The organism is Rhabdobacter roseus (assembly GCF_014202275.1).
Taxonomy (GTDB): domain Bacteria; phylum Bacteroidota; class Bacteroidia; order Cytophagales; family Spirosomataceae; genus Rhabdobacter; species Rhabdobacter roseus.
The window spans coordinates 36,248-60,245 of sequence record NZ_JACHGF010000018.1; the positions used below are offsets into that span (position 1 = coordinate 36,248).

A 23,998-nucleotide genomic window follows, 5' to 3' on the forward strand; every position below is an offset into this window, starting at 1 on the left:
GAGCTAGACAAAAACCCCTGTCGTGGCGCTCAGGTACCTATATAGACTTTTAATTTTTCTTACTTTAATTCAACAAAAAGGATTGAGGCAAATAAATTGCCCCACTATTATTGTAGTTTACCCGCTCACTCTCCCCTATCCATAACCGTTGAAAAAGATACGTTTCCTCCGTATACAATTCGACGCCGAAATTGAGGCCTACGAAATTCCGGCGTTTCGGGGTGCCGTGGCTTCCAAAGCCGGCCTTGAAAACATTTTATTTCACAACCACCTCAATGACCGGGAGCTCCTCTACGGCTACTCGGTTATCCAGTACAAGCGCATCGGTCGAAATCCCGGCATCGTGTGCATAGACTACGGCGTGGACGACATTCATCACTTATTTAACAACCGTAGTCTCGATATCAAGCTCGGCGAACGCCCCCTGAGCCTGACGGTCAAAAACCTACAAATGCATCAGTACACGCTTCAGGTTTGGGAGAAGACCTTTCAATACCGGCTGTACAACTGGCTGGCTCTAAGCCAGGAAAATTACCAGGCCTACCAGCTCATCCAGAACGATCTTGAACGCATCACCTTTTTGGAAAAGATTCTGATTGGCAATATTTTGTCGTTTGCTAAAGGGGTCAACTGGCAAGTAGATAAAACTATCTCACTCCGAATCGACGACATCCTGAAAACCAAGCTCGTACCCTACAAGCAACAAAAACTCATGGCCTTCGACCTCCGCTTTCGGAGCAACGTTTTCCTGCCCGACTACCTGGGTCTGGGCAAAGGCGTAAGCCTGGGGTTCGGAACGGTGAGTCAAATTAAAGATCGTAAATAAACCTAATCGAATGGCAAACACACGCGACATCATCTACCTGGCGGCTCTACTCCACGACATTGGCAAGTTCTGGCAGCGCGCGGATGACGGCTATCAACAGTCAAAGGGCATAGCTCTCTATCCAAGCGTTATGGGAAACATTGGGAATATCTGCCCTACCACACAAGACGGTTATCCTAAGTATCAACATGTCATTTGGACGCAGCTATTCTTTGAGACCCATGAGAATATTTTCAAAAAGCTCGGGATTTATGAAAATCCAAGCAGCGCTTTGGATAACCTCACAAATGTATCAATACATCATCATAAGCCAACGAGTCGTATACAGGCATTTATTCAATTAGCAGACTGGTGGGCGAGCGGTATTGATCGGTCCCAAGCGAATGATTATCACAATGAAATAAAAAGAGGAAAGCTTAAATTCAAAGAGGAGCCACTCATTAATATTTTCGGAAACTTAAATGTAGTGAATAGCTCAATGCCTAAACAAGCAACTGCTTTTGGTTTAAGTGCTTTGTCGCTGACAGATAACATTTTACCCTCCTTTGAGAAATACGAGGCTGGTGTGTCTCAACATCACTATCAAATGCTTTGGGAACAATTTCAACAAGAATTTAAACAACTACCTACAGACAACCGCGAAGTCTTTTGCGAAACCCTCTATTATTTATTAAAAAAATATACTTGGTGTATTCCAGCATCTACCATTGATTTTGCTGATAATAGTCTTTTTCATCATCTAAAAACTACAGCAGCCATTGCTCAATGTCTATATGACTATAATGTAGAGCAACCCGATGCAATTAAATATGAGCGGCGTCTTTCTCTTGTTAAAGGGCATTTCCCACTTCTCCTCGTTTGCGTAGACTTATCAGGCATCCAAAAATTTATCTATAATATCTCGTCTAAATATGCAGCCAAAAGTCTAAAAGGACGTTCCTTTTCTCTACAGTTGATGCTCGATAGTATTGCCAGTGAGTTGGTTCGACTTACGCATACAACTCTGAGTCATATTGTTTATAGTAGCGGCGGAAAATTTTACATGCTTTTACCTAATACCCAAAATGTAAGAAACACTCTTAGTAGCTACGAACAATCTCTCAAAAAAGCTATATGGGATAAATACAAAGGGAGTTTATATATATGTTTAGGTTATGAAGCTTTTGCTTATGATCTAGGAAAACGTGAAATACTGACCCAAAACGGCTCGGATCAATTAGGAGATTTATGGAAAAACGTATCTGAAAAAACCTCCGAAAAAAAATTTCAAAAATTCAGAGATCTTTTATTGAATGACTTCAATAGTTTCTTTGAACCACTAGATCATGGTGGCAATTTTGATATTTGTGCTATCTCGGGAAACGAGATCGAACAAGGCAAAAAGCGAATTGACGATGATGTAACGGTTTCGCCTCAAATCTACGAGCAGAAAAAAATTGGTGAGGCGTTGGTCAATCACCATTTTATAGTTCAAAGTCATCAATATCAAGCTAATCTTTCTGAAGAACCAAACTTTATATCGTTAGACAATGGTCGTTTTTGGATTTTAGATGAACTTTTACAAACCGAGAATACCAATGTCTGCCTTAGTGTAAAAAAAGAAATTGACTTTATTAAACCCGTTTCAGCACGACTGGCTTCCTATTCCTTTCGTTTCTATGGTGGCAGCGAGGTTGCAATGAAATCGTCCAATCTTCCGAAAACATTTGAAGATTTGGCACAAGCCCCTGATAAAAATTACCATCGCTTGGCTGTTTTACGTATGGACGTAGATAATTTAGGCCAGTTATTTATCAAGGGATTTAATAAAGATAAAGCAAGCTTTTCAGCTTATGCTACCTTATCTGGGCAACTAGATTGGTTTTTCAGCGGATATATAAACATTTTACGGCAAAGAGAAGCTTATCGAGATTGGGTAAACATCATTTACTCTGGTGGTGACGATTTATTTGCTGTAGGACGCTGGGACGCTATAATATTATTCGCTGATGAGGTTCAGCGTGAATTCAAACGCTTTACAGGTCGCTCAGACATCACGCTTTCCGCAGGCATAACTATTATAACTCCCAAATTTCCCCTTGCCAAAGCTGCCGAGCTTGCAGGCGAAGCGGAAGAAGCAGCAAAAAATCATCGATTCAATGGTCAAGCAAAAAATGCTCTTTACTTATTTGGTATCACTATTAACTGGGATGATGAGTTTCCAAATGTAGTAAGATGGAAAAATATTTTAGTTGACTGGTTAGAAGCTGGCTATATTTCAAAAGGATTGCTTCAACAGCTTTTTAGTTATTATGAAATATACAAGTTCAATCTTAAAGCTGAATTAGAAGCAAAAAGATTAAATATACCATTTACACCAGACTCGTCATGGAAATGGCAATGTACGTATAACCTAGCAAAAAGATTAAAGAATGCTAAAGGCGAAAAAAGAGATGCCTTAGCGCGAATTCAACTATTATTATTTACAGAACTACATCCTAACAGATTTCGCTTTGAGGTCTTTGCAACAGCAATGCGTTGGGCAGAATTAGAAATACGTGATACTAAAAAATCAACTAAAACTTATGAAGAATATGCCTGATAAAATTTCTATAACAATTTTAACTGAAGGAATAAAAGACCTTCGTCTACTCAAAGAATGGGGCGACTATCTAGCCAAGCCCGATAAAGAGGAGAATAATCGATCTGGCAAAGATAGAATAACAAAAGACAAGGTTTCCACATCCCAACTTCGGCGTTTTTTTGGTGCAATTAAAAGGATACAAGCTGATTTTGACGGCTTATCTGGCGAAGTGCTTCTCCTCGAGCCTAAACTTGCTTATGCGGTTGGGCGCGACAAGAATAAAACAAAACTTAAAGACCTTTACGATCTTCTAAGCCCTTTAATTCGAGGGATAAGTGAGGATCGTGCTCGTTTTCAAAACTTTGTTAATGTATTAGAAGCGATTGTTGCTTACCATAAAGCAGCAGGTGGTGAATAAAACTTTAAAATAAATCTATTAAATGTCTCTCTATATGAAACTTTATAAAAAAATAATCTTAAAAGGTACTCTTAAACTTCTAACGGGACTCCATATTGGCGACAGCAAAGAAAATGTTGAAATTGGTGGAGTGGATAGCCCGGTAGTACGTCGTAAAGACAACAATGAGCCCTATATTCCAGGCTCGTCACTAAAAGGAAAAATTCGTAGCCTTTTAGAATTGACATTGGGTGAAAATGCTGATACTAAGTTTAAAACTTATAGAAGCGTTAATGGCATGTGTCTCGCAGACTTATTTGGCTCCGCCGATAACCCCGCCCGTATTTTGGTACGCGACGCTTCACTAACTAGTACTTCTTCCCAAATGCTCAAAGCATCGGAATTTACGGATATGCCCTATACCGAAATTAAGTTTGAAAATGTAATCAATCGGTTAAACGGAACAGCTGAACACCCTCGCCAAATTGAACGTGTACCCGCTGGTGCTGAATTTAACATTGAATTTATTATCAATGTAATACAAGAGCAAGAAGAAACGCAGCAGCAGTTAGACTCAAAAGCCAATGCCTATCTACAATTATTGAGCTCCGGCATCGAGCTGCTTCATCATGACTACCTCGGCGGAAGCGGAACCCGAGGTTATGGCCAAGTACTTATTACCTTAACTGAACCCCTCCATAAAACTGCTGAGGAATATCTTAACTCCGCTGTATCATGACGTTCGATACCATTTACTTTGAATTCAAAACTCCGTTTCACATTAGCAATGCTCGGTCAGATTATGGGCAAAGTGAGCGGATATTCCATTCCGACGCACTCTATGCTGCTATTATGCAGGCATGGGCCATGCTGGGAAAAAGTGATTGGATTACACCCCGACCCGCTTTTACACTCTCTAGCCTTTTCCCTTTCACATGTAGTAATGTAGGAAAACGTATTCACTTTTTTCCGAAACCGTTTTTACAACCGAATGTTAGTAAAAACGCCATTCGCCCAGAAGATGCTAAGATTTTTAAAAAGGTAAAATATATAGACGCATGGCATTTAGAGCAGTATCTAAATAAAACTCCCCTTCAAACATCCATTAATGAAGTGAAAGGGAGTTACCAAACCTATGAAAACATTGATAAAGGCTTTTTACAAGCAGATGTCATCCCTCGTATTAGAAAGCCCCGCCTTGATAAAGAAGATGCTGAACCCTTTTATACAGAAAGGCTTTACTACAAAACAGGATCCGGGATGTTTTGTCTGATCCAATTTGAGGATTTCACAGCCAAAGCTAAGGTACAAGCCGCTTTGAATCTACTAGCTGATAATGGTTTGGGGACCGATAGAAACGTGGGTAATGGGCTTTTTAATTGGGAAATGGGCCAACTATCCATTTCCTTACCTCCTGTTTCTGATTGGAGTTTGAATCTCTCGCTTTTCTGCCCAGAGAATAAAGAACAGCTAGCTGGAATGCTTGCCAGCGAAGCTCGCTATGAAATCGTTAAGCGCGGCGGGTGGTTATCGGATCCATACAATTCATATCGCAAACGCTCAGTATATATGTTTTTGGAGGGCTCTTTGTTGAAAACATCGGCTTCGCCAAAAGGAAATACTATTGACCTCAAGCCCGACAACTCCCTACTTCCTACCCAAATCTCACATCCTATTTGGCGTATCGGCAAAGCACTCTTTTTACCTGTACAAATATGACTTACGTTAATACTGATCTAAAAGTAGAAATACTGACTCCTACTCACATAGGTATGGGGCAAGAAAAAAATTATCAGCGTGGACTTGATTTCATAATTAAGAATAATATTAATGATGACGGAAGATCGCTTTATATTCTTCATCCTGAAAAAATCATAGAATATATATCTCGAAACCCTAAAGATCTACAAGATTTAACGCTAAAATTAAGTAAAGGAAATTACCGAGAGATTGAAAGTTACTTAAATAGGACAAATATACTTTTAGCCCGTAATGTAGTGAGGGTTGAATTAGCCTATGACGATTCAATAACAGAAATTAAGCGTCAATTTTCAAATGGTCTTGGCAGTTATCTGGTCCCCGGCTCTTCATTAAAAGGCGCAATACGGTCGGTGTTATACAAGACTTTAAAACAAGGCAATCCAAATTCTAGAAGGGATGACGAATTATTCGGTAAAATTGGAAACAATCTTATGAATTTGCTTACTGTGGGGGATATTACTTTTAGTAGCACCAGCGTGAAAATATATCGTACTAAAATATTCTCGGCCGATGGGAGACCAAAAAATGGATATGGGAGCTGGAAGCATGAAAAAAGAGGATGCCATAGGGACGATTTTACTTCAAACGAGTTTGTAAGCTACTACGAGGCCATTAAACCTAAAACAGAAAGTAGTGTAAGGTTAGGCTTATCTATAAACATGAATTCTGCTAAACTAGCTTCTATCCCCAATGCTCGTCTTCTTTTCCAGAAAGGACCATCGGATTTAATTCAACTTATTAAAAATCATTCCCGAACCTATCTTGAGCGAGAATTACACTACTACCAACAATATCCAAACGACGATTTAGAAAATATTGCTCAAAAGAAGTTAGAGTCTCTGTTGAGCCACAATGAAGCAACTAGTTCTTGCGTGCTGCGTGTTGGAGCTAATGTAGGTTTTCATAGTATCACCGGAGATTGGCAATTGAACTCGCATACAAACGGTTGGCATTTTAATCAACAAAGTCGTAGTGAACAAATCAAAGCAAAGACCCGAAAATTTGCGTTTACAAAAAAGGCGGCTGGTGGATTTGATTTTCACCCTATGGGGTTTATCAAATTGACTCTTCCTTAATACCGTTTTACTAAATAAAAATATCAAAGCCTTGTAAAACTAACCAATTCTATGTAGATTGTAAATTGAATTTCAAATCTGCATAGAATGATTTCCCGAGCGTTAGAAGCCAAGGCGCAAGAGCTCCTTACCAAGTTCCCAATTGTATCTATATCCGGCCCGAGGCAATCGGGCAAAACGACTTTTTCAAAGCTTTTTGCGCCTGACTACCAGTACCTGAATCTCGAACTGCCGGACAGTCGGCTCTTTGCGCAGAGCGACCCGAGGGGGTTTCTGGATATGTACCAAAACCGCGTGATCCTGGATGAGGCCCAACAAGTACCCGACCTCTTCTCGTACCTACAGGTATATACCGACGAGCGGAACCGACCGGGCGAATACATCCTGACCGGCTCCCAGAATTTTTTGCTGATGGAGAAAATCACGCAGTCGCTGGCGGGGCGGGTAGCCCTCCTGACGCTGCTGCCTTTGTCGTACGCCGAGCTACCCCAAAAGCCCCCGCCCGAAGCCTTTATTTTCTCGGGGGGGTACCCGCGCCTCTTCAGCCGGGAGATTTCGCCGACTGACTTCTTCCCGACCTACGTCCAAACGTACATCGAAAGGGATGTGCGCCAACTCATCCAGATCCAGAATCTCACCCTGTTTCAGAACTTTCTGAAGCTCATGGCCGGGCGGGCGGGGCAGGTTTTCAATGCGTCGAGCCTGGCCAGCGAAGTAGGCGTGAGTAGCCAGACCATCGAAGCCTGGACCTCGGTGCTGGAGGCTTCCTACATTGTGTTTCGGCTGCCGCCTTACTACAAAAACTTTAACAAACGGATCACCAAAGCCCCCAAGCTTTACTTTTATGATACGGGCTTGCTGTGCTATTTGCTGGGGCTGCGGTCGCCGGATGAGCTGCAGATCCATTTTGCCAAAGGGGCCATTTATGAGAATTTCGTACTGCTCGAAATCATGAAGCAACAGTACAACCAAGGCCACCGACCGCGCCTCTACTACTGGCGCGATAGCAACCAAAACGAGGTCGATCTCCTCATCGAGGATGGTACCCGGCTATTGGCCGTCGAAATCAAGGCGGGCAAAACCATCCAGAGCGCGTTTTTTAAGGGGCTGCTTTATTTTCGTAAAATGGTGCCCGAGGCCGACCTGCATCTGGCCTACGGGGGCCAGGAATTCCAAAAACGCAGTGACGTGACCGTACATCCTCTTCACCTTATACACCAAATTTTATGAAAAATTATTTGATCATCACGCTAGGTACCCGCGATGTGCAGCTCCGAAAAGACCTTATCGAGCAGTCGGGCGTATGGCGCACGGTAGCGATTGAGGGAAAAAGGGAGCTGATGATTACCAATGGCGAAGCGGAGCTAGTCGTTACTCCCAACCCCAATGAGGCCTTCCCGGACTACTACATCCTATTGCCCCGGAAGATGGGGCTTTCGTTGTACCGCCAGCTACCCCAGTATAGGACCGTGGTCGAACTACCCCTCATCATGCCGCTGGTTAACAAACTACAGGAAGAAAACAAATCGATTGATCAGGTCCTCCTTATTTACACCGACCAGGAATCGGAACATGCGCGTGGGGTTATCGATGGCTTTCACTATAACAACGACACCCGCTACTTCAAAGACATTGCCAAGGCGCTACTCCAAGAGAAATTCGCGGAAGCCCAGATCAGCGAGTACGGCATTACCGAAAAAGTAACCAACATCGACTTTCAGTACCAGCACTTTACCAGAACAAAACACGACCTGCTGTCGCTTCCACCCGAGCAAATTGGCGAGATTTTCCTGCTACCCCAGGGTGGTATCGACCAGATCAACCAGGCCATAACCCTTCAGCTCATTCAGGCCTTCAAACATAAAGTAAGGCTGTACCAACAGGCCGAAAAAACGGACGTAACGGAGCTACGGTTTACCCATTATTTCCTGAATGATCTCAACAAACAAAAGATCATCAAGCACCTGGAGGATTATGACTTTGATAAGGCTCTTGATCTGTATCTAAATAATACCTGGGAGAGAAAATTATGTCATTATGCGCATTTAAGACTGTCGCTTCTGTTAGACGATGCTATAAAACTAGGAAATGAATTCAGCAAAAAAGAAAAACAAATAATTGGCTATGAATTAGTTGGTCAAATAAGCAAAATTCCTTTCAAACTAAGTAGAATTGAAAAATTACAAATTAAGCTTCAAGACACAATTATATTATTTAAAGTTCTTTGCATTCAAAAAAAATACAATGAAGCGCTAATCAAACTCTTTACTATATTTGAAAACTTATTTAAAACCTCTATCGAAACTCAACTATCTTTAAACAAAGAACTAGGGGACTACTATAACCCAGAGAAAAATGTATCTGGTCAAAATGAAAAGTGGGAAAATTTATTAAACTCTCTTGATAAAAGTATACTACCCTATCTAAAGCAAGAGGATATTTGGATAGATAATCCAAACAGAAAGGCCTATTTTAAAATATTTTTTCAACTGTGCAGAATAGGGAAAGTAACCTCGATACTTAGCGAAAAGGAGTTGAATAATTTCAATACCCTTATTGAAGAACTGGCTGGAAAAAGAAACGGCATAGCACATCGTCTATCCTCCGTTTCAAAAACAGAATTTGATACTATTATCCAAAAACTTGGTTACACTACCGATTCTTTATTCGACACGCTTGATAAAATAGCTAGCACCAAAGAATTAGGTCTATTTAAAGTAATAAAAATAAAACTACTCGAAGCACAAGGAGGATAACCCCCTTCCCAGCAGGGCAAATCTTTTGCCTACTTGCTGTCCTACTTTGCTGGCTGACCGACCCAATCCCATGATCCCATGCAACTGATCATCAGCCAGGTAGGGGCCGCCCTAAGCGTGCGCGGCGGCCGCTATTTCATCCGAACCCGCGAGCAGGAGCAGTATGTACCCGTACACGAAGTACGGAGCATCTGCCTGCACCCGGCCACCCAGCTCACGCACGAGGTAATCATGACGGCCCTCGACCAAAACACCGACTTGCTCTTCTTTGACCGCACGGGGTTTCCGGCGGCCCGGGTGTGGGGGCACCAGTTTGGGAGCATTGCAACCATTCGCAAAAACCAGCTTAGCTTTGCCCTCAGCCCCGACGGCACGGATTGGGTGCGGACGCTGCTGCACCGCAAAGCCGACAACCAGCAGGCCCTCCTGAGCTTACTGGCCCTACGCCGCCAGGTACCCGTACCCGAAGCGGCCCTTCAGACCCTCCGGCACTATAAAAACAAGATTCGCTACCACCAGGCCCCCGACCGCGCCGAGCTGTTCGGGAGTTTCCGGGGCTTTGAAGGGATCATGAGCAAGCACTACTTTCGGGCCCTGAGTGAGCTCCTGCCGGAGGCTTACCGCTTCGAGCGGCGCAGCCGACAGCCCGCCGCCGACGCCTTCAACGCCCTGCTCAACTACGCCTACGGGATGCTCTACGCCCACATTGAAACGGCCCTCATCAAGGCCGGGCTCGACCCCTTCGTGGGGGTGATGCACCGCGACGAGTACAACCGCCCGGTGCTGGTCTATGACCTCATCGAGCCCTACCGCCTCTGGGCCGACTTCGTGGTGTGCCACCTTTGCCAGCAGGAAGTCGTGACGGCCGACTTCTTCGAGGTACAAAACGGCACCCACTACTGGCTCGACCAGCCCGGCAAGCGTATCCTGATCCAGTCCATGAACGACTACCTCCATGAGCTCGTGGTGCTCGACGGCCTCAGCCGCAGCAGGCTCGTGCACCTGGAGCGCGAAGCGCAGCAGCTTGCCGCCCGTCTCAAAAAATACGAATACAGCCCCGCCTGATATGTGCCCACTTCCGCCGCTTTCGTACGGTACCCAGCTGGCGGCCAGCCCGCCCGAACCCCTACAAACCTGGCCCCTACCCAAGCTGGTAGGGTGCATCCGCCACGACGCCGACCTGGCCCGGCGTATCGGGGAGCTCCGCCGCCTGCGCACGCTCGACCCCGCCAGCTACCGCCCGCTCAAAACCACCCTGCCTTACGTGGCAGGTGGGGTGTTTGAGGACGGGCTTCGGCGTAAGGAGGCGTTTCGGGAGGCCCCTTACTGGATCCTGGACCTTGACGACTGCCTCACCACCCCCGCCGCCTCAGCCGCGCTTCGCCAAAAGCTCTGCGACCTCCCCGGTGTGGTGTTGCTGTATACCTCGCCCGGTGGGTTAGGTCTGAAGGCTTTTTTCCGGCTTGAGCCCGCCTGCCCTAACGCCCTGGCATTTTCAGAAGCCTACCGGCAGTTTGCGTCCAGCCTGGCCGACCGCCTGGCGCTGGTAGGTAGTGTGGACCTCCGTACCCACGACGTAGCCCGCGCCTGTTTCCTTTCTCATGATCCCGACGCCTACTTCAACCCCGACGCCGAGCCTTTGCCCTGGCAGGCCTATTTGCTTCCTTCGGAGCCTGCCCAGCCCCAGGCCCTCCCCCCAAAAGCCAAGGAACCCGACGCTGACACGTACCTGGCTATACGCCAGCTCGTAAACCCCCACGCCACGGTGCGTCCCCGCGAGCGCCAGGTACACATACCGGCGCTGCTACTGGCCGCCGAAGCCAGCCTGCGGGCGGCCATTGAGGCGCAGCCCCTGGAGCTAACGCGCGTACTTCCGCTCAACTACGGGCTAAAGTTTGTGGTGAAGCGCGGCTTTGCGCAGGCCGAGGTGAACGTATTTTACGGCAAGCGGGGGTTTTCGGTGGTGCCCTCGCCCAAGTCAGGGACGTCGGCAGTGCTCATGGCTGAGCTGCTGGCGCTCGTCAGTGAGGTACTCTTAACGCCCCCCACGCCCGATGCCCCGCTCTAAAAAAAGCTCCGCCCTCACGCCTAGTGAGCTCAATCAGCTCTGGGAGCAAGCTACCCTGCCTTACCAGCTGGAAACGCCCGCCGCCGAGCCCACGCTGGCTATGCCCGAAGGGATTCGCCTGCTGTATAAAACCCTACACACTACCTCCAAACGCCCCGAAGAAATGTACTGCTTCATTATGTACGACATCGAAAGCAACAAGGTACGCCGCCTGGTAGCGAAGTACCTCGAAAAAAAAGGCTGCCAGCGCGTGCAGAAATCGGTGTTTTTTGCCCGGCTCCACCGACACCTGCACCGCGACATCGCCGACACGCTCCGGCAGATCCAGGAAGCCTACCAAAACCACGACTCCATCCTGATCTTGCCCGTGGGCGAAGACATGCTCAACAAGCTCAACTGCATCGGGAAGGACTTTGAGTGGGAAGTATTGACGGCCTCAAGACACACCCTGTTTTTTTAATTCACACCCCATGCGTATTTTTGAAGCCATGGAGTGCTATGCCCATTTTTTTAATCGGTACATTTCCTATACTTGATATGACTTTACCCATATTAAACCTTTTAACCACCTCATTATTAAACCCATGCCCTTACCGGCTCCAGCAAAGTACCTTCCAACAGAATAAGGATTAAGACCCGTTCGGCTGGTTTGGTTGGTTAGTAATTAAGCCAGCAAAGTACCTTCCAACAGAATAAGGATTAAGACTCTATTGTTTCTGCCGTTACCTCAGGCTCGCTTTCTACCAGCAAAGTACCTTCCAACAGAATAAGGATTAAGACCTTGCTACATCCCCACGTAAACCGCCATTATCCGGCTTCCAGCAAAGTACCTTCCAACAGAATAAGGATTAAGACACTGGTCCTGTAGCTGCACAGAGACCTCTTTGCGCCACCAGCAAAGTACCTTCCAACAGAATAAGGATTAAGACGCTGTTGCGGCGGCGAATGCTTCAACGGGACGATTCCAGCAAAGTACCTTCCAACAGAATAAGGATTAAGACTTGATTTGTCCTATCCAATAGTCGTCTTTTCGCACCAGCAAAGTACCTTCCAACAGAATAAGGATTAAGACCCTGCATCGCTTCGCCATCTTCCAGGTACATCCCTCCAGCAAAGTACCTTCCAACAGAATAAGGATTAAGACAAGCGCCGGGAGCGCGCCGAGCAGTACATCCAGGAAACCAGCAAAGTACCTTCCAACAGAATAAGGATTAAGACTGATATTGTAGATCTCAGCCCATTTTTTCGGGTTCTGCCAGCAAAGTACCTTCCAACAGAATAAGGATTAAGACAATCGTGTTGGCCTACGTACTGGTAACAAGTAACCTCCCAGCAAAGTACCTTCCAACAGAATAAGGATTAAGACTATTCGGTATAGCGACCGCTAAGAACATCGGCGGTGTAGCCCAGCAAAGTACCTTCCAACAGAATAAGGATTAAGACATTTACTGGGATCGGACTTACTGAACACCTTTTCGGGCCAGCAAAGTACCTTCCAGGCTACGCGCCCCGAACTACGCGCCCCGGACTGCGCGCCCCGGACTACGCGCCCCGGCGAATAGGGAGTAAGGCAGGACTTGAGATAGAAGGTACTTTGCTGGCTCACCTACTCACACAGCGGAGAGGGCCCCTCGTAGCGCTCCACCAGCTGGCGGGCCAGCGCGGCCAGCTCGGCCCGCAGGCTAAGGGGCAGCAACACCTCGGCGTCGGGCCCTAGCTCCAGGATACAGGCCGTGAGCTCTGGGTTCGGGATGAGCCAATACTCCAGGTCCACGTAGTCGTCGGTTTCGTCCAGGAGCTGCTGGTGGGCGTGAATGGGCTTGGTGAGCACGTAGTTGGCCCGCTCGCCGTACACCCGCAGCACGATCCGCTCTGGCTCCCGAAGGGCCGGGCGCGTTACACCCACAATGGTGGAAAAGAGGGCGTCGAAGTCCCAGCGGCTATTGGGCCGGTAGGTACCCGCCTGCTGGGGCTCGAACGACCGGATGCGGTCAAGGGCCAGGTTATAAAGCTCGCCGGAGGCCTCGTCCAGCCCGAAGAGGTACCAGCGGTTGTTGTACTCCTTGAGCAGGTAGGGATGAAACCGAAACTGGAAGCGCTGGTTGGTAAAGTCTTGGTAGGTGATGGTCAGGGGCGTTTTGCTGGCAATGCATCGGCGGAGCGGGCCAAGGTGCTCACGGCCTTCGTAGTGCGCGTTCTCCTCAAAATGCACGATGCAGGCCGTTGCCTGCTCGCCGGTAGGGTAGTCTTTCCGCGGCATGGCCAGCTGCTCCAGCTCGGCAAAGGCCGAGATCCCCTTGATCTGTCGTAACAGGCCCAGGGTTTCGTGCAGGAGTAAAGCCTCCTGCGGATTGAGCACGTCAAACAGCGGAAAGGACCGCTCGTAGAAGTAGTGGCTTTGGCTTTCGGGTATGGGAGCTCCTACTTCGCGTAGGTACCGTACGTCGTCGAGGATGGTCCGACGGCTGGGGAGCCGTTCCAGGGCCAGGGCCAACTGGCATTCGTAGGCCAACTGCTGCCAGCTGTAGCGCCGGGAGCTGCTGAGGCGTTGGTGAATCACCTTCAAGCGGCCAAGCTTATTGAGGCTAATGGGCATGGAATAAGGTAAAGAAGTGATAGAGGGTGTGCGCAAGCCCAATATACGGTTTTTAGTATAATTTCAGCCAAAATACCCGGCAGGCAATGGATTAAATTTCGGCAGGTCCGAAAAAAAAGCCTGTATGCGTAGTTCTGGCGAGTAAGGGTACCTTTCCAAGTAAAAAGTCTACTTAAAACCTGCCACTACCGTAAAGCATCTTGTAGCCCCGATGGGGTCGGAGTATATTCTAAAAAAGGTATTGAAGAATCCTCCAAAAATAGCTCGGCCCGAAGCGCGCGTAGGAATATAGGAATATCCGGCTACGTTTATTTATTGAAGGTATTAGATACAAAAAACGCCAGGCTTATGCTCAAACGCAGAGATTTCCTCAAGGCCGGTGCAGCCACCGCCCTGGCTCCCCTACCCTCACTGGCCGCCGATTCGCCGGGGCAGGCCGGTACCGTACCGGAGCCCAAGCGCGAACTACCCTTGGTGCAGCAAACCGACGTGATCGTGTGCGGTGGTGGCCCGGCGGGCTTTGCGGCGGCGCTGAGTGCCGCCCGGAGCGGTGCCAAAACGACCCTCATCGAGCTGCACGGCTGCCTGGGGGGTGTCTGGACGGCCAGCCTGCTGAGCAATATTATCGACGCAGATGGTAAAACGGGCCTCATGCAGGAGCTCATGGACCGCCTCAGCGCCAGCGACGCCCAGTACACCCCCACCCAGTACGACGCCGAGCTTATGAAATGGACCCTGGAGCAAATGTGCAAGGAAGCGGGCGTAGAAGTGCGGCTGCACACCCGCGTCACGGCCGCCTACCGTACCAAGCGCAACGCCATCGACTACCTCGTTACGGAGAGTTTTTCGGGCCGGGAAGCCTGGAAAGCCAAAGTCTACATCGACGCCACTGGCAACGGCGACCTGGCCGCCCAGGCGGGTTGCGGCTTCGACGAAGGGGAACCCGGCACCCGGCGGGTACAACCCATGTCGCTGATGGTGATGCTGAGCGGCCTGCGCGAGGAAGACCTGGTAGCCGAGGGCTACATCAAAGGCCCCGGCCGGGACGGCTCTCCCTCCGAAACCGGCAAGCGAAAACTCCACGCCGACATCCTGAAAGCGGGCGTGGATGCCAGCTACTCCATGCCATCTTTCTTCGTGATCCGGCCCGACCTGGTGGCGCTCATGACCAACCACCAGTACGGCGTTTCGGCCCTGGACGCCAACGCCATATCCAGGGCGACGGTCGAAGCCCGCCACGAGGTGAACCGCATCGTAGAGGCGCTGCGCGGCCGCGGCGGCCTGTGGGCCAACCTGCGCATCGTCACCACGGCCGCCCAGATCGGCATCCGGGAGGGTCGACGCATCCACGGCCTGTATACACTCACCAAGGAAGACCTCGTGCGGGGAGCGCAGTTCGACGACGGCGTGTGTACCGTCCGCTTTACGGTCGATATTCATTCGCTGGTGCGGGGCGAAGGCGGCGGCTACGGCAGCGGGGGCGTCAGGATGAAGCCCTACCAGATCCCCCTGCGCGCGCTCATCGCGCGGGATGTGACCAACCTGATGCTGGCTGGTCGCTGCATCAGCGGCGATTTTTACGCCCACGCCAGCTACCGCGTCACGGGCAACGCCGTACCCATGGGCGAAGCCGCCGGTAAAGTAGCCGCCAAGGCCGCCCTGACCCACCGTTTGCCCAAAGAGGTAGGTTGGGGCGAGGTGTGAGCGGTACCCTACCTTCCTACCCCACCACGCGGATCTCGAACGTCGTCCAGCCGTCGGGTTGGGTGCGGAGCGAGAAGGGGAAGCCGTGGTTGAGCAGGATGTCGCGCGTGAGGGTGAGGCCCACGCCCTGGCCGTCGGGCTTGGTACTGAAGAACGGATTGAAAAGCTGCGCCTCTACCTCCGCCGGGATCGGCTGGCCGTTGTTGCGTACCTGGATGCTCCCCGCGCGGGCGCACAGCCACACCTCCTGGCCCGGCACGCAGGCCTCGACAGCATTCTTGATGACGTTGACCAGTACCTGCTCCAGCTGACCTTCGTCTACCGCCACCACCCAGGTACCTTCCGGCAGTGCGGTGTGCAGCGCCACACCCCGCTGCCCCGCCAGCGCCTGCATGAAGAGCGCTACTTCGCGCAGGAGCTGGTGCAGGTCCAGGGGTACCTGGCGCGGCGCGGGCAGCCGCACCACGTCGGCAAAGTTACGCATGAAGCGGCTGAGGCGCTGGTTGCGCTCGCTGGCTACCAGCAGCGCCTCGCGCAGGTCGGCGAAGTCGGGGTCGGTGAGCATGGTGGAGGCCGTTTGCAGGATCGAGTCCGTAGCGCCGAGGGTGTTGTTCACCTCGTGGGCCATCATCCGGATTACCTTCCCGTAGGCGTTTTTTTCGGTTTCGAGCAGTTCCTGCGTCAGCTCTTCGATCATCAGGAAGGAGCGCCGGAAGCCGCGGTCCATGAAGTGCGAGCGACGTACCTTGTAGGTTTCGATGCCGTTGTGCTTGATGCTCCGCGCCGCGCCGTCGGGCAGGTCTTCCAGCTGGCTGAGCATCTTCAGCTCAAGCTCCGGTACCGTTTTTCCTTCAAAGTACCCCCGCGGGCGCTGAAATAACGCGCAGGTACGCTCGTTAACGGTGGTGATGCGTTCGTCGAAGTCCAGCACCAGGATGGCGATGGGCGAAGCTTCGAGGAGTTTTTCCAGAAAAAAATGCTGCTCCATCTGCTGCGTCCGTTCCTGCCGCAGCTGGTCGATCATGAGGTTGTAGACCTCGATGAGCACGTCGATCTCGGGCTTGCCCGTCGGGACGAACTTGACCGTAAAATCCTGGTTTTTGATGGTTTCGATGCCCGCCTGCACAAAAGCGATGGGTTTCTGGAAGTCGCGGTAGATCTGGACCGAAAATGCCACCGACAGTAGCAAAAGTACCTCCGAGGCAATGAAAAGTACCTTTTCTTCCCGCAGCCACTGGTAGGTCAGGAAAGCCAGCACGGCGTGCAGCACGACAATAAACACCAGGTACCTGACCCGCAGCGAAATCTTCATATTACAAAGGGGTACTTTGAAAATTAACTTTCGGCGTCATACGAGATCCCGTACTTTTCCAGCCGCCGGTACAGCGCGAAGCGCGTAATACCCAGCGAGCGGGCCACTTTGGATACTTTGTTGCGATGAAACTCCATGGCCCGTCGGATCATCTGGTACTCCATTTCGTCGAGCGTGAGGGTACCTACTTCCGGCAAAGTACCCTGCGCCGACGGCGTGGGCGTGGCGGGTAGGTTTTTCTGGAAATCGTCCACCTCAAGTACCTCCCCGCCCGAGAGCAGCACCGTGCGCTCCACCAGGTTTTTGAGCTGGCGGATGTTGCCCGGTAGCCGGAGGGTACTTAGCCACTGCCGGGCCGCCGCGCTGAGCCGCAGCGCCGGGCGCTCGTAGATGGTCTTAAGGTTATTCACGAAAGCCTCGGCCAGCAGCGGAATATCGCCGGGGCGCTCGCGCAGGGCGGGGAGCTTCACGGTGATAAGGTTGATGCGGTAAAATAAATCTTCCCGAAAAGTACCCTGCGCCACCATTTCCTCCAGGTTGCGGTTGGTAGCACAGACCACGCGGACGTCTACCGTGCGGCTCTTGCTGCTACCGAGGGGCTCGAAGGTACGTTCCTGAAGTACCCGCAGCAGCTTCACCTGGCTCGAAAGGTCCAGCTCCCCGATTTCGTCCAAAAAAATAGAGCCCCGGTGCGCCAGCTCAAACCGCCCCGTGCGGTCGGACTTGGCGTCGGTGAAGGCCCCGCGCACGTGCCCAAAGAGTTCACTTTCAAAGAGCGTAGACGAAATCCCGCCCAGGTTGACCTTCACGAACGGACGTACCCGGCGCTTGCTGTTGCGGTGGATGGCCTCCGCGATGAGCTCCTTGCCGGTACCGCTCTCGCCCGTGATCAGCACCGGGGCGTCGGTGGGGGCTATGCGGCCTACGGTTTCCAGGATTTCGAGCAGCTTCGGGTCTTGCCCCACAATGTGCTCGAACTGGTACTTTTGGTCGAGCCGCTGGCGGTTGGCCGACTGCGGTACCTGCTGCGCCAGGTTCAGGATGGTGCGCACCGACTGCAGCAGGTAGTCGTTTTGCCAGGGCTTGGTGATGAAGTCGCGCGCCCCGGCTTTCATGCCTTCCACGGCCAGGTCTATGGTACCCCAGCCCGTAATGAGTACCACCGGCACGGCCGGGTACTTGGCGCGGATCTGCCGCAGGAGCCGCATGCCTTCTTCGCCCGAGGTTTCGATGGAAAAATTCAGGTCCAGCAGGATCAGCTCCGGCCGCTCGGCCCGAAGTACCTCCAGGGCCTCCGTAGGGGTACCTACGGCCTTCACTTCAAAGCCTTCTTTCTTGAACAAAAAAGCCAGGGAAGCGCGGATGGCACTGTCGTCGTCGATAATCAGGAGCATCGGAAACGGGTTCGGTTGGAGGGACAAAAGCCTTGCCCAAAGCTAGCAAAAAAACGGCCCGGATGGTTAATACCGCTACTCTTCGTGCAGTGCTACCGCGGGCTGGATGCGCGCCGCCTGCCGACTAGGGTACCAGGCGCAGAGCGTCACGAGGAGGTAGATGATCACCACCGACGCCACCATGGCCAGCAGGTACACGCCGCTGGCCACGTCGAAGACATGCAGCAGCGGAAACTGCACCGTGAAGAGTAGCCCCAGCAGCATACTGAGCGTAGCCAGTACCCAGATCTCCCCCAGAAACTGCTGCTTCACGGCCCGCTCGGTAGCGCCCATGGCCCGGCGCAGGCCGATCTCGTCCTTGCGTTTGGCAATATTCAAATTCAAAATCCCGAACAGCCCCAGCGCCACGTTGACGAGCAGAAAGCTACAAATAATGAGGAAAATCAGGACGGGTATGAGCGTGAGGTTGTGCTGGTTGGTGCGCGACTCGGTGAGGTGATCTACCTCCACGCTCCAGCCTTTGAGCTGGGCCGTGACGTCCTTGACCAGCCGGGCCTCAAAGAGGGCGTCGGTACCGGGCTTGGTCTTGATCAGCAGGGTACTGTTCCAGCGGTCGTCCGCGTAGAGCAGCTCAAACATCGCGGGCTTGTTTTCCATAAATTCCGCTTTGTCTTTGTAGTTGCCAATCACCCCCACCACTTTCCAGGTATTTTCGCCGTCGTTATTGAGGATTTTCCCCAGGGGGTTTTCTTCGCCAAATAGCTTCTCGCGCGCTTTCTGATTGATCACCGCCGGGCGGTGCTTGCCCACGCTGTCGGCGCTCTGGTACCACCTCCCGGCCAGGGGGGTGATGTCGAGCGTACGGGCGAAGTTTTCGTCCACGGTATAAAAATTCATCATCGAGTGGGTTCCGTTGTACTTGACGCCGTTGCTCATCTGGCTGGCCGCAAACGGGAAGTTACTACCCATGCGCGTGACCGACTCCACTTCGGCGTAGGTACCCAGGTGCCGCACTACCTGCTGGATTTTCTCGGCTACGTCGGTGGTATCCTGGTTGTTTTGCAGGTTGATGGCCCACACCCGCTCGTAGGCAAAGCCCAGCGGCTCCAGGTAGTTGCGGGCATTAAAAATGATCAGGGAGGCCAGTCCGAAGAGAACCAGAAACGAAGCCCAGATCTCGACGATCAGCAGTGCGTGCGTCTTCTTTTTGTTCCAGGTGAGCTTGAATAAATGCCGTAACATAGCGTAGCTACTTGATGGTGAATGAATGTTTTAAATGGCAGAGGGCGTGGGGCGGAGGGCATGGGGCGGAGGGTTCGGGGCAGAGGGTACTTTAAAAAGTACCTACAAAGCTCCCTTTCTCCGCCGGAGAAAGGGCTGGGGATAGAGGCAAAGAGCAGTTCAAAGTACCCCCCGCGCCCCATGCCCAACACCCTATGCCCCCCTACCCTTTCAGCGCGTCCACGATTTTCAGCTTCGACATGCGCAGGGCCGGAAGTACCCCCGACAAGATCCCAAACACGAAGCAAACGCCCACGCTCACCAGAAACACCGTGAGGTTGATCGTGAGGTCGGCGTAGGCGATCCAGCCGCTGTGGTTGATGAGCTGAATAATCACGACCGTCAGCACCAGCGCGATGCCCCCGCCGATGAAGGTAATGAACAGATTCTCGATGATAAACTGCCAGAGCAACGTCCGCACCGGAGCCCCGAAGGCCTTCCGCACGCCGATTTCGGAGGCGCGCTCCAGGATTCGGCTCACGTTGACGTTCACCAGGTTGATGGCCGGTAGCCCCAGCAGCATGAACACGATGAACCCCACGATACTCAGGAAGACCGCCCGCAGGCCCGGCCCCTCCATGATCGTGCCCAGGAAGTTGTCGGCGTAGGTTTCGTTCATGACCTTCAGGACGTCATACTTGGTACCGCCTTCGTACTGCGGCACGGGTATCCGGCTCACGCGGTCGTAGAATTCATCCTGAATGGCCTTGAAGTCGGACTGGTCTTTGGCCAACACAATGGCGATGTAGTTGCCCCGAAAGCCCGTATTCTGGTAGTTGCTTTTGGGGGCCGTGTAGGGAAAGTACACCTTGGCGTGGGTAAAAAACCGCGTCACCGGACTCCCCCGCACTACCCCCATCACCTTGTAATGCACGTTCTCAATCTCGATGGTTTTGCCCACCACGGGCTCGGAGGCACTTCCAAAGTACTCCTTCTTGAAGTCGTCGCTGATCACGGCCACCTGGTCTCCGGCGGCGATGTTCTGCTCGTTGTAGGGTTTGCCTTCCAGGAAATCGAAGGCCATCACCCGCCAGAAGTCGGCATCGGTAAACTTGGTGTTGAGCTTGATTTTCTGCGAACCCACGTAGGCATTGGAGCTATTCATGACCGAACTGATCGACACCCGCTCCGGCGTTTGGAGGCTTTTGACGTAGTCGGTCAGGAAACGAAAGCTCATTGGCCCCTTCATCTGGGTGGTCCCGGCCGTATCGGTCTGGGTCATCATCTGGATGTACAGCGAGCGGTCGCGGTTGGTTTCGGGGTAGTGCGGCCCGAGCAAATGGTCCAGAAAGGACGTCAGGACCATCAGCACCGTAAGCGTGAGGCTGATGCCGAAGAGCGTAATGAAGGTATAAAACGGGTGCCGAAGCAGTACCTTCCAGGCGAGTTTGAGGTAGTTTGTTAGCATGGTTTAGCAAAGGGCATGGGGGTAAGGGCAGAGGGTTTGGGGTACTTTTTGAAAAAGTACCTACCAAGCTCCCTTTCTCCGCGGGGGAAAGGGCCGGGGATAGATGCTTTGGGGTAATGGGTAGTTTGCTGCATGGGGTTAGAGGTTGAGGGCTTTCTGGAAGTTGGTTAGCTTGCGACTTAACTCTTCCAAGCGATTAAAAATAGATTGCTTCGTATCTTCATTTATTTGGCTGCGTCTTTGAAGAATTATCAAAATATTAGCACACTCATAACAGGAGCGTTTAGCATAGTTTAAAAACTGGTAAAATTCCTTTTTTGAGGCCGAACCGGAACCTTCAGCTATATTATTTGAAATACTCATGGCCGCCCCTCTAAGCTGTTCGGCAAAACGATACAGTTTTCGTGCTTCCATCGCATCAGCTATATCAAGCAGACTATCTCCGATTTCGATACTTAATTGCCAAATCTCTAAATCTTCGAAACGAAACTTGCGTAACATAGGCATGTGGCTTGGGATTAAGGGGGCGATCAGAGCCCCTGGATAAGACAAGCATACTTTGCAAACCAAGCCCAAAAATCCATTCCTTAGGCCAAGCTACGTCCAGCAGAAAAACCCTATGCCCTTTGCCCCATGCCCCAAACCCTCTGCCCTCTGCCCTAAAGTACCTGCGTGCCGTCGAAGAGGCGGATGAGTCGGTGGGTCTTTTTGGCCATGGCGTCGTCGTGCGTTACCATCACGATCGTCGCACCGTCCTTGTTTAGGTTTTGCAGGATGCTCAGGATCTCGTTGCCCATGGCGCTGTCCAGGTTACCGGTGGGTTCGTCGGCCAGGATGATTTCCGGCTTGCCCACGATGGCCCGCGCAATGGCCACCCGCTGCTTTTGACCGCCCGAGAGCTGCTTGGGGAAGTGCTTCATGCGGTTGCTGAGGCCTACTTTTTCGAGGGCTTCCTGCGCCAAGGCGCGGCGTTGGCGGGCCGAGCTGGAGCGGTACAGCAGCGGAATCTCCACGTTGTCGAGCACCGAGAGGTCGTTGATGAGGTGGAAGCTCTGGAAAATAAAGCCCAGCTTCTCGTTGCGGAGGTGCGCCAGCTCGCGGTCGCGGTACTTCTCGACCCGGCGACCGCCAATCTCCACCACGCCGCGCGAGGGCTCGTCGAGTAGGCCAATGATGTTGAGCAGGGTACTTTTGCCGCAGCCCGACGGCCCCATGATCGACACAAACTCGCCCTTCTGTACGTCGAGGTTGATGTTGTTGAGGGCCAGCGTCTCAATCGCGCTGGTGCGGTAGACTTTTTCCACGTGTTGTAGTTTGATCATCTTCGTGCTTGATTTAGGTAGTTTGGCGGGCGAGGGTACCTTGGGGTACTTTACGCGTCGCCTGCGGTTATTTTTTGGTTCTTTTCAAAATCGTATAGCGTCAGCAGGCGCAGCGCGTAGTAGGCCTGCCAATAGTCGCGCAGGGCCAGGATGTAGTCGCGGCGGGCGCGGTCTTTTTCCTGCATCGCAATGCCCAGGTCCGTCACGCTCAAATTACTCAGAATAAACCGATCCTGCGCGATCTGGTAGCGGTTGGCGGCAATCTGGTCGGCCAGGCCGGTGAGCTTCACCTGCTGCTGGAGCATCTGCAGCAGCGTCACTTGCGTAAAAATCTCCTGCTCGAAGGTGAGCCTCCCCTGCTCTACTACCTGCTCGGTGAGCTCCAGCTCGGCCCGGGCCACTTCGGTGCGGGCGCGGTTGCGCCCCCAGGTCAGGATGGGCAGCGCAAACCGCACCTCCACAAACTCCCGGTCCTGGGGGCGGTGGTACACGTCGCTGGGCCGCGCGCCCCGGTTCGACAGCCCGAAGGTCGCGTTCAGCGAGGCGTTCAGGCCGTTTTCCTTGCGGGCCCGCTCCATCTCCCGGGTACCTTCCAGCAGCCGACGCTCAAACGCGATCGCCTCCGAGCGGTTGGCAAAGGCCTCGGCCAGCGCGCGCTGCGGGTCCACGTCGAAATCGGGCAGCTCGCGGGGTACTTCCAGCACTAGCTCTTTTTCCTCCCGCAGGCTGAGGTACATTTTGAGCTTCAGCGTAGCCACCGCCGCCGCCTGCTGGGCCGAGGCGTAGTCTTTCCGGGCCGTAAGTACCCCCATCTGGAGCTGCAACAGGTCGTTCTGGGATACTTTGCCCAGCTCCAGTTTCTGCCGCGCTATCTGGTAGAGCGTATCGTTGTTGCTGAGGTTCTTTTGGGCAATCTGTAAATTAACCTGCGCCACCAGAAGCTCAAAGTACCGCTCCGAGGCCGTCACGGCCACCTGCTCCATCGTTTCCAAAAACTCCTGGTTGCCCTCCTGGTACCGCAGCGGCTCGATCTTCCGACTCCACCGCAGCGGATTGAACCGAAACAGCGGCTGCTCCAGCCCGATCGCGAACGGAATGCCGTTGTAGAGCGTGTTGTTGCGGGCGAAGTCGTCGAAGCGCTGCAACTGGTGCTGCACGAACACCGTCCCGCCCGTGAGCGACACCTGCTGGCTCAGCGAGAGGTTCAGCAGGGAGTTGTTGTTGGACACCGGCTGAAAGGCCACCGTGCCGTCGGGCTGAAGTACCTCGATGAACGAGCGCGTAAACCCCGGCAAGGTACCTTCCAGCGCGAGCTGGGGCCGAAAGTTGGCCTGAAACGAGCGGTACTGCCAGTAGTTGGTTTTCTTTTGGGTGGCCGCCTGCTTGGCCGCCAGCGACTGCGCCCTAGCCAGCTGCACCACCTCGCCGAGCGAGAGCGGCTGGCCCGGTACCTGGCCGTAGCTGAGCAAGGTACTTATCCAAAGCATCCCAAGTACCTGTAAAATGGTCTTCATGGAGAGGGGGTAGTTTAGGG

20 protein-coding genes and 1 CRISPR repeat array are annotated in these 23,998 nt (G+C 52.0%); of the genes, 12 read left to right on the forward strand and 8 right to left on the reverse strand.

What is annotated here, in order from left to right:
• Positions 1-148: 148 nt before the first annotated feature.
• The 11 genes from HNQ92_RS27420 (at position 149) to cas2 (ending at position 11,907) form a co-directional block, all read left to right on the forward strand.
• Positions 149-826, forward strand: a complete 678-nt coding sequence (locus tag HNQ92_RS27420) for a CRISPR-associated endonuclease Cas6 (RefSeq protein WP_184179635.1) — start codon at positions 149-151, stop codon at positions 824-826.
• Between the two features lie 10 nt (positions 827-836).
• Positions 837-3,407, forward strand: coding sequence for a type III-A CRISPR-associated protein Cas10/Csm1 (gene cas10, locus HNQ92_RS27425; protein ID WP_184179638.1), 2,571 nt, complete (start codon positions 837-839; stop codon positions 3,405-3,407).
• Positions 3,391-3,807 carry a type III-A CRISPR-associated protein Csm2 gene (gene csm2, locus HNQ92_RS27430; protein WP_184179641.1) on the forward strand — a complete coding sequence of 139 codons (417 nt, stop codon included), beginning with the start codon at positions 3,391-3,393 and terminating at the stop codon, positions 3,805-3,807. Before cas10 ends, csm2 begins: the two co-directional genes overlap by 17 nt.
• A gap of 34 nt (positions 3,808-3,841) precedes the next feature.
• A complete protein-coding gene (csm3, locus tag HNQ92_RS27435) occupies positions 3,842-4,525 on the forward strand; it encodes a type III-A CRISPR-associated RAMP protein Csm3 (RefSeq protein WP_221307565.1) in 684 nt (227 codons plus the stop codon).
• A complete protein-coding gene (csm4, locus tag HNQ92_RS27440) occupies positions 4,522-5,505 on the forward strand; it encodes a type III-A CRISPR-associated RAMP protein Csm4 (RefSeq protein WP_184179647.1) in 984 nt (327 codons plus the stop codon). Before csm3 ends, csm4 begins: the two co-directional genes overlap by 4 nt.
• Positions 5,502-6,623 (forward strand): RAMP superfamily CRISPR-associated protein, encoded by a 1,122-nt coding sequence (locus HNQ92_RS27445; RefSeq protein ID WP_184179650.1) that lies wholly within the window; start codon positions 5,502-5,504, stop codon positions 6,621-6,623. The genes csm4 and HNQ92_RS27445 overlap by 4 nt, the downstream gene beginning before the upstream one ends.
• A gap of 87 nt (positions 6,624-6,710) precedes the next feature.
• The gene (locus HNQ92_RS27450; RefSeq protein ID WP_184179653.1) at positions 6,711-7,853 is read left to right on the forward strand and encodes an ATP-binding protein; all 1,143 of its coding nucleotides are present in this window, start codon (positions 6,711-6,713) and stop codon (positions 7,851-7,853) included.
• Positions 7,850-9,379 carry a hypothetical protein gene (locus tag HNQ92_RS27455; protein ID WP_184179656.1) on the forward strand — a complete coding sequence of 510 codons (1,530 nt, stop codon included), beginning with the start codon at positions 7,850-7,852 and terminating at the stop codon, positions 9,377-9,379. Before HNQ92_RS27450 ends, HNQ92_RS27455 begins: the two co-directional genes overlap by 4 nt.
• 78 nt (positions 9,380-9,457) lie before the next feature.
• A complete protein-coding gene (cas1, locus tag HNQ92_RS27460; RefSeq protein ID WP_184179659.1) occupies positions 9,458-10,444 on the forward strand; it encodes a CRISPR-associated endonuclease Cas1 in 987 nt (328 codons plus the stop codon).
• Position 10,445: 1 nt separating this feature from the next.
• Entirely contained in the window at positions 10,446-11,447 is a 1,002-nt protein-coding gene (locus tag HNQ92_RS27465) for a CRISPR-associated primase-polymerase type B (RefSeq protein ID WP_184179662.1), read from the forward strand.
• Positions 11,434-11,907, forward strand: coding sequence for a CRISPR-associated endonuclease Cas2 (gene cas2, locus HNQ92_RS27470; protein ID WP_184179665.1), 474 nt, complete (start codon positions 11,434-11,436; stop codon positions 11,905-11,907). The genes HNQ92_RS27465 and cas2 overlap by 14 nt, the downstream gene beginning before the upstream one ends.
• Before the next feature lie 139 nt (positions 11,908-12,046).
• Positions 12,047-12,890: direct repeats of the CRISPR family, unit length 37 nt; unit sequence CCAGCAAAGTACCTTCCAACAGAATAAGGATTAAGAC.
• Between the two features lie 163 nt (positions 12,891-13,053).
• Here the strand turns inward: cas2 and HNQ92_RS27475 are convergent.
• Positions 13,054-14,043: a helix-turn-helix transcriptional regulator gene (locus tag HNQ92_RS27475; protein WP_221307566.1), complete on the reverse strand. Its 990-nt coding sequence runs from the start codon at positions 14,041-14,043 to the stop codon at positions 13,054-13,056.
• 348 nt (positions 14,044-14,391) lie between these two features.
• On the opposite strand from HNQ92_RS27475, the gene HNQ92_RS27480 reads away from it, so the two are divergent.
• On the forward strand, positions 14,392-15,747 hold the full coding sequence (locus HNQ92_RS27480; RefSeq protein WP_184179671.1) for an FAD-dependent oxidoreductase: 1,356 nt from the start codon (positions 14,392-14,394) through the stop codon (positions 15,745-15,747).
• A 16-nt stretch (positions 15,748-15,763) separates the two neighbouring features.
• Here HNQ92_RS27480 and HNQ92_RS27485 read toward each other — a convergent pair whose 3' ends face one another.
• The 7 genes from HNQ92_RS27485 to HNQ92_RS27515 all read right to left on the reverse strand — a co-directional run bounded on the left by HNQ92_RS27485 (position 15,764) and on the right by HNQ92_RS27515 (position 23,978).
• A complete protein-coding gene (locus HNQ92_RS27485; protein WP_184179674.1) occupies positions 15,764-17,059 on the reverse strand; it encodes a sensor histidine kinase in 1,296 nt (431 codons plus the stop codon).
• Positions 17,060-17,082: 23 nt separating this feature from the next.
• A complete protein-coding gene (locus tag HNQ92_RS27490; RefSeq protein ID WP_184179677.1) occupies positions 17,083-18,453 on the reverse strand; it encodes a sigma-54-dependent transcriptional regulator in 1,371 nt (456 codons plus the stop codon).
• Positions 18,454-18,528: 75 nt separating this feature from the next.
• Positions 18,529-19,695 carry an ABC transporter permease gene (locus HNQ92_RS27495; RefSeq protein WP_184179680.1) on the reverse strand — a complete coding sequence of 389 codons (1,167 nt, stop codon included), beginning with the start codon at positions 19,693-19,695 and terminating at the stop codon, positions 18,529-18,531.
• A gap of 202 nt (positions 19,696-19,897) precedes the next feature.
• Positions 19,898-21,142 (reverse strand): ABC transporter permease, encoded by a 1,245-nt coding sequence (locus HNQ92_RS27500; protein WP_184179683.1) that lies wholly within the window; start codon positions 21,140-21,142, stop codon positions 19,898-19,900.
• Positions 21,143-21,280: 138 nt separating this feature from the next.
• Positions 21,281-21,643, reverse strand: coding sequence for a four helix bundle protein (locus HNQ92_RS27505; RefSeq protein ID WP_184179686.1), 363 nt, complete (start codon positions 21,641-21,643; stop codon positions 21,281-21,283).
• Between the two features lie 158 nt (positions 21,644-21,801).
• Positions 21,802-22,464 (reverse strand): ABC transporter ATP-binding protein, encoded by a 663-nt coding sequence (locus tag HNQ92_RS27510; protein ID WP_184179689.1) that lies wholly within the window; start codon positions 22,462-22,464, stop codon positions 21,802-21,804.
• 50 nt (positions 22,465-22,514) lie between these two features.
• Positions 22,515-23,978: a TolC family protein gene (locus tag HNQ92_RS27515; RefSeq protein ID WP_184179692.1), complete on the reverse strand. Its 1,464-nt coding sequence runs from the start codon at positions 23,976-23,978 to the stop codon at positions 22,515-22,517.
• Positions 23,979-23,998: the final 20 nt, after the last annotated feature.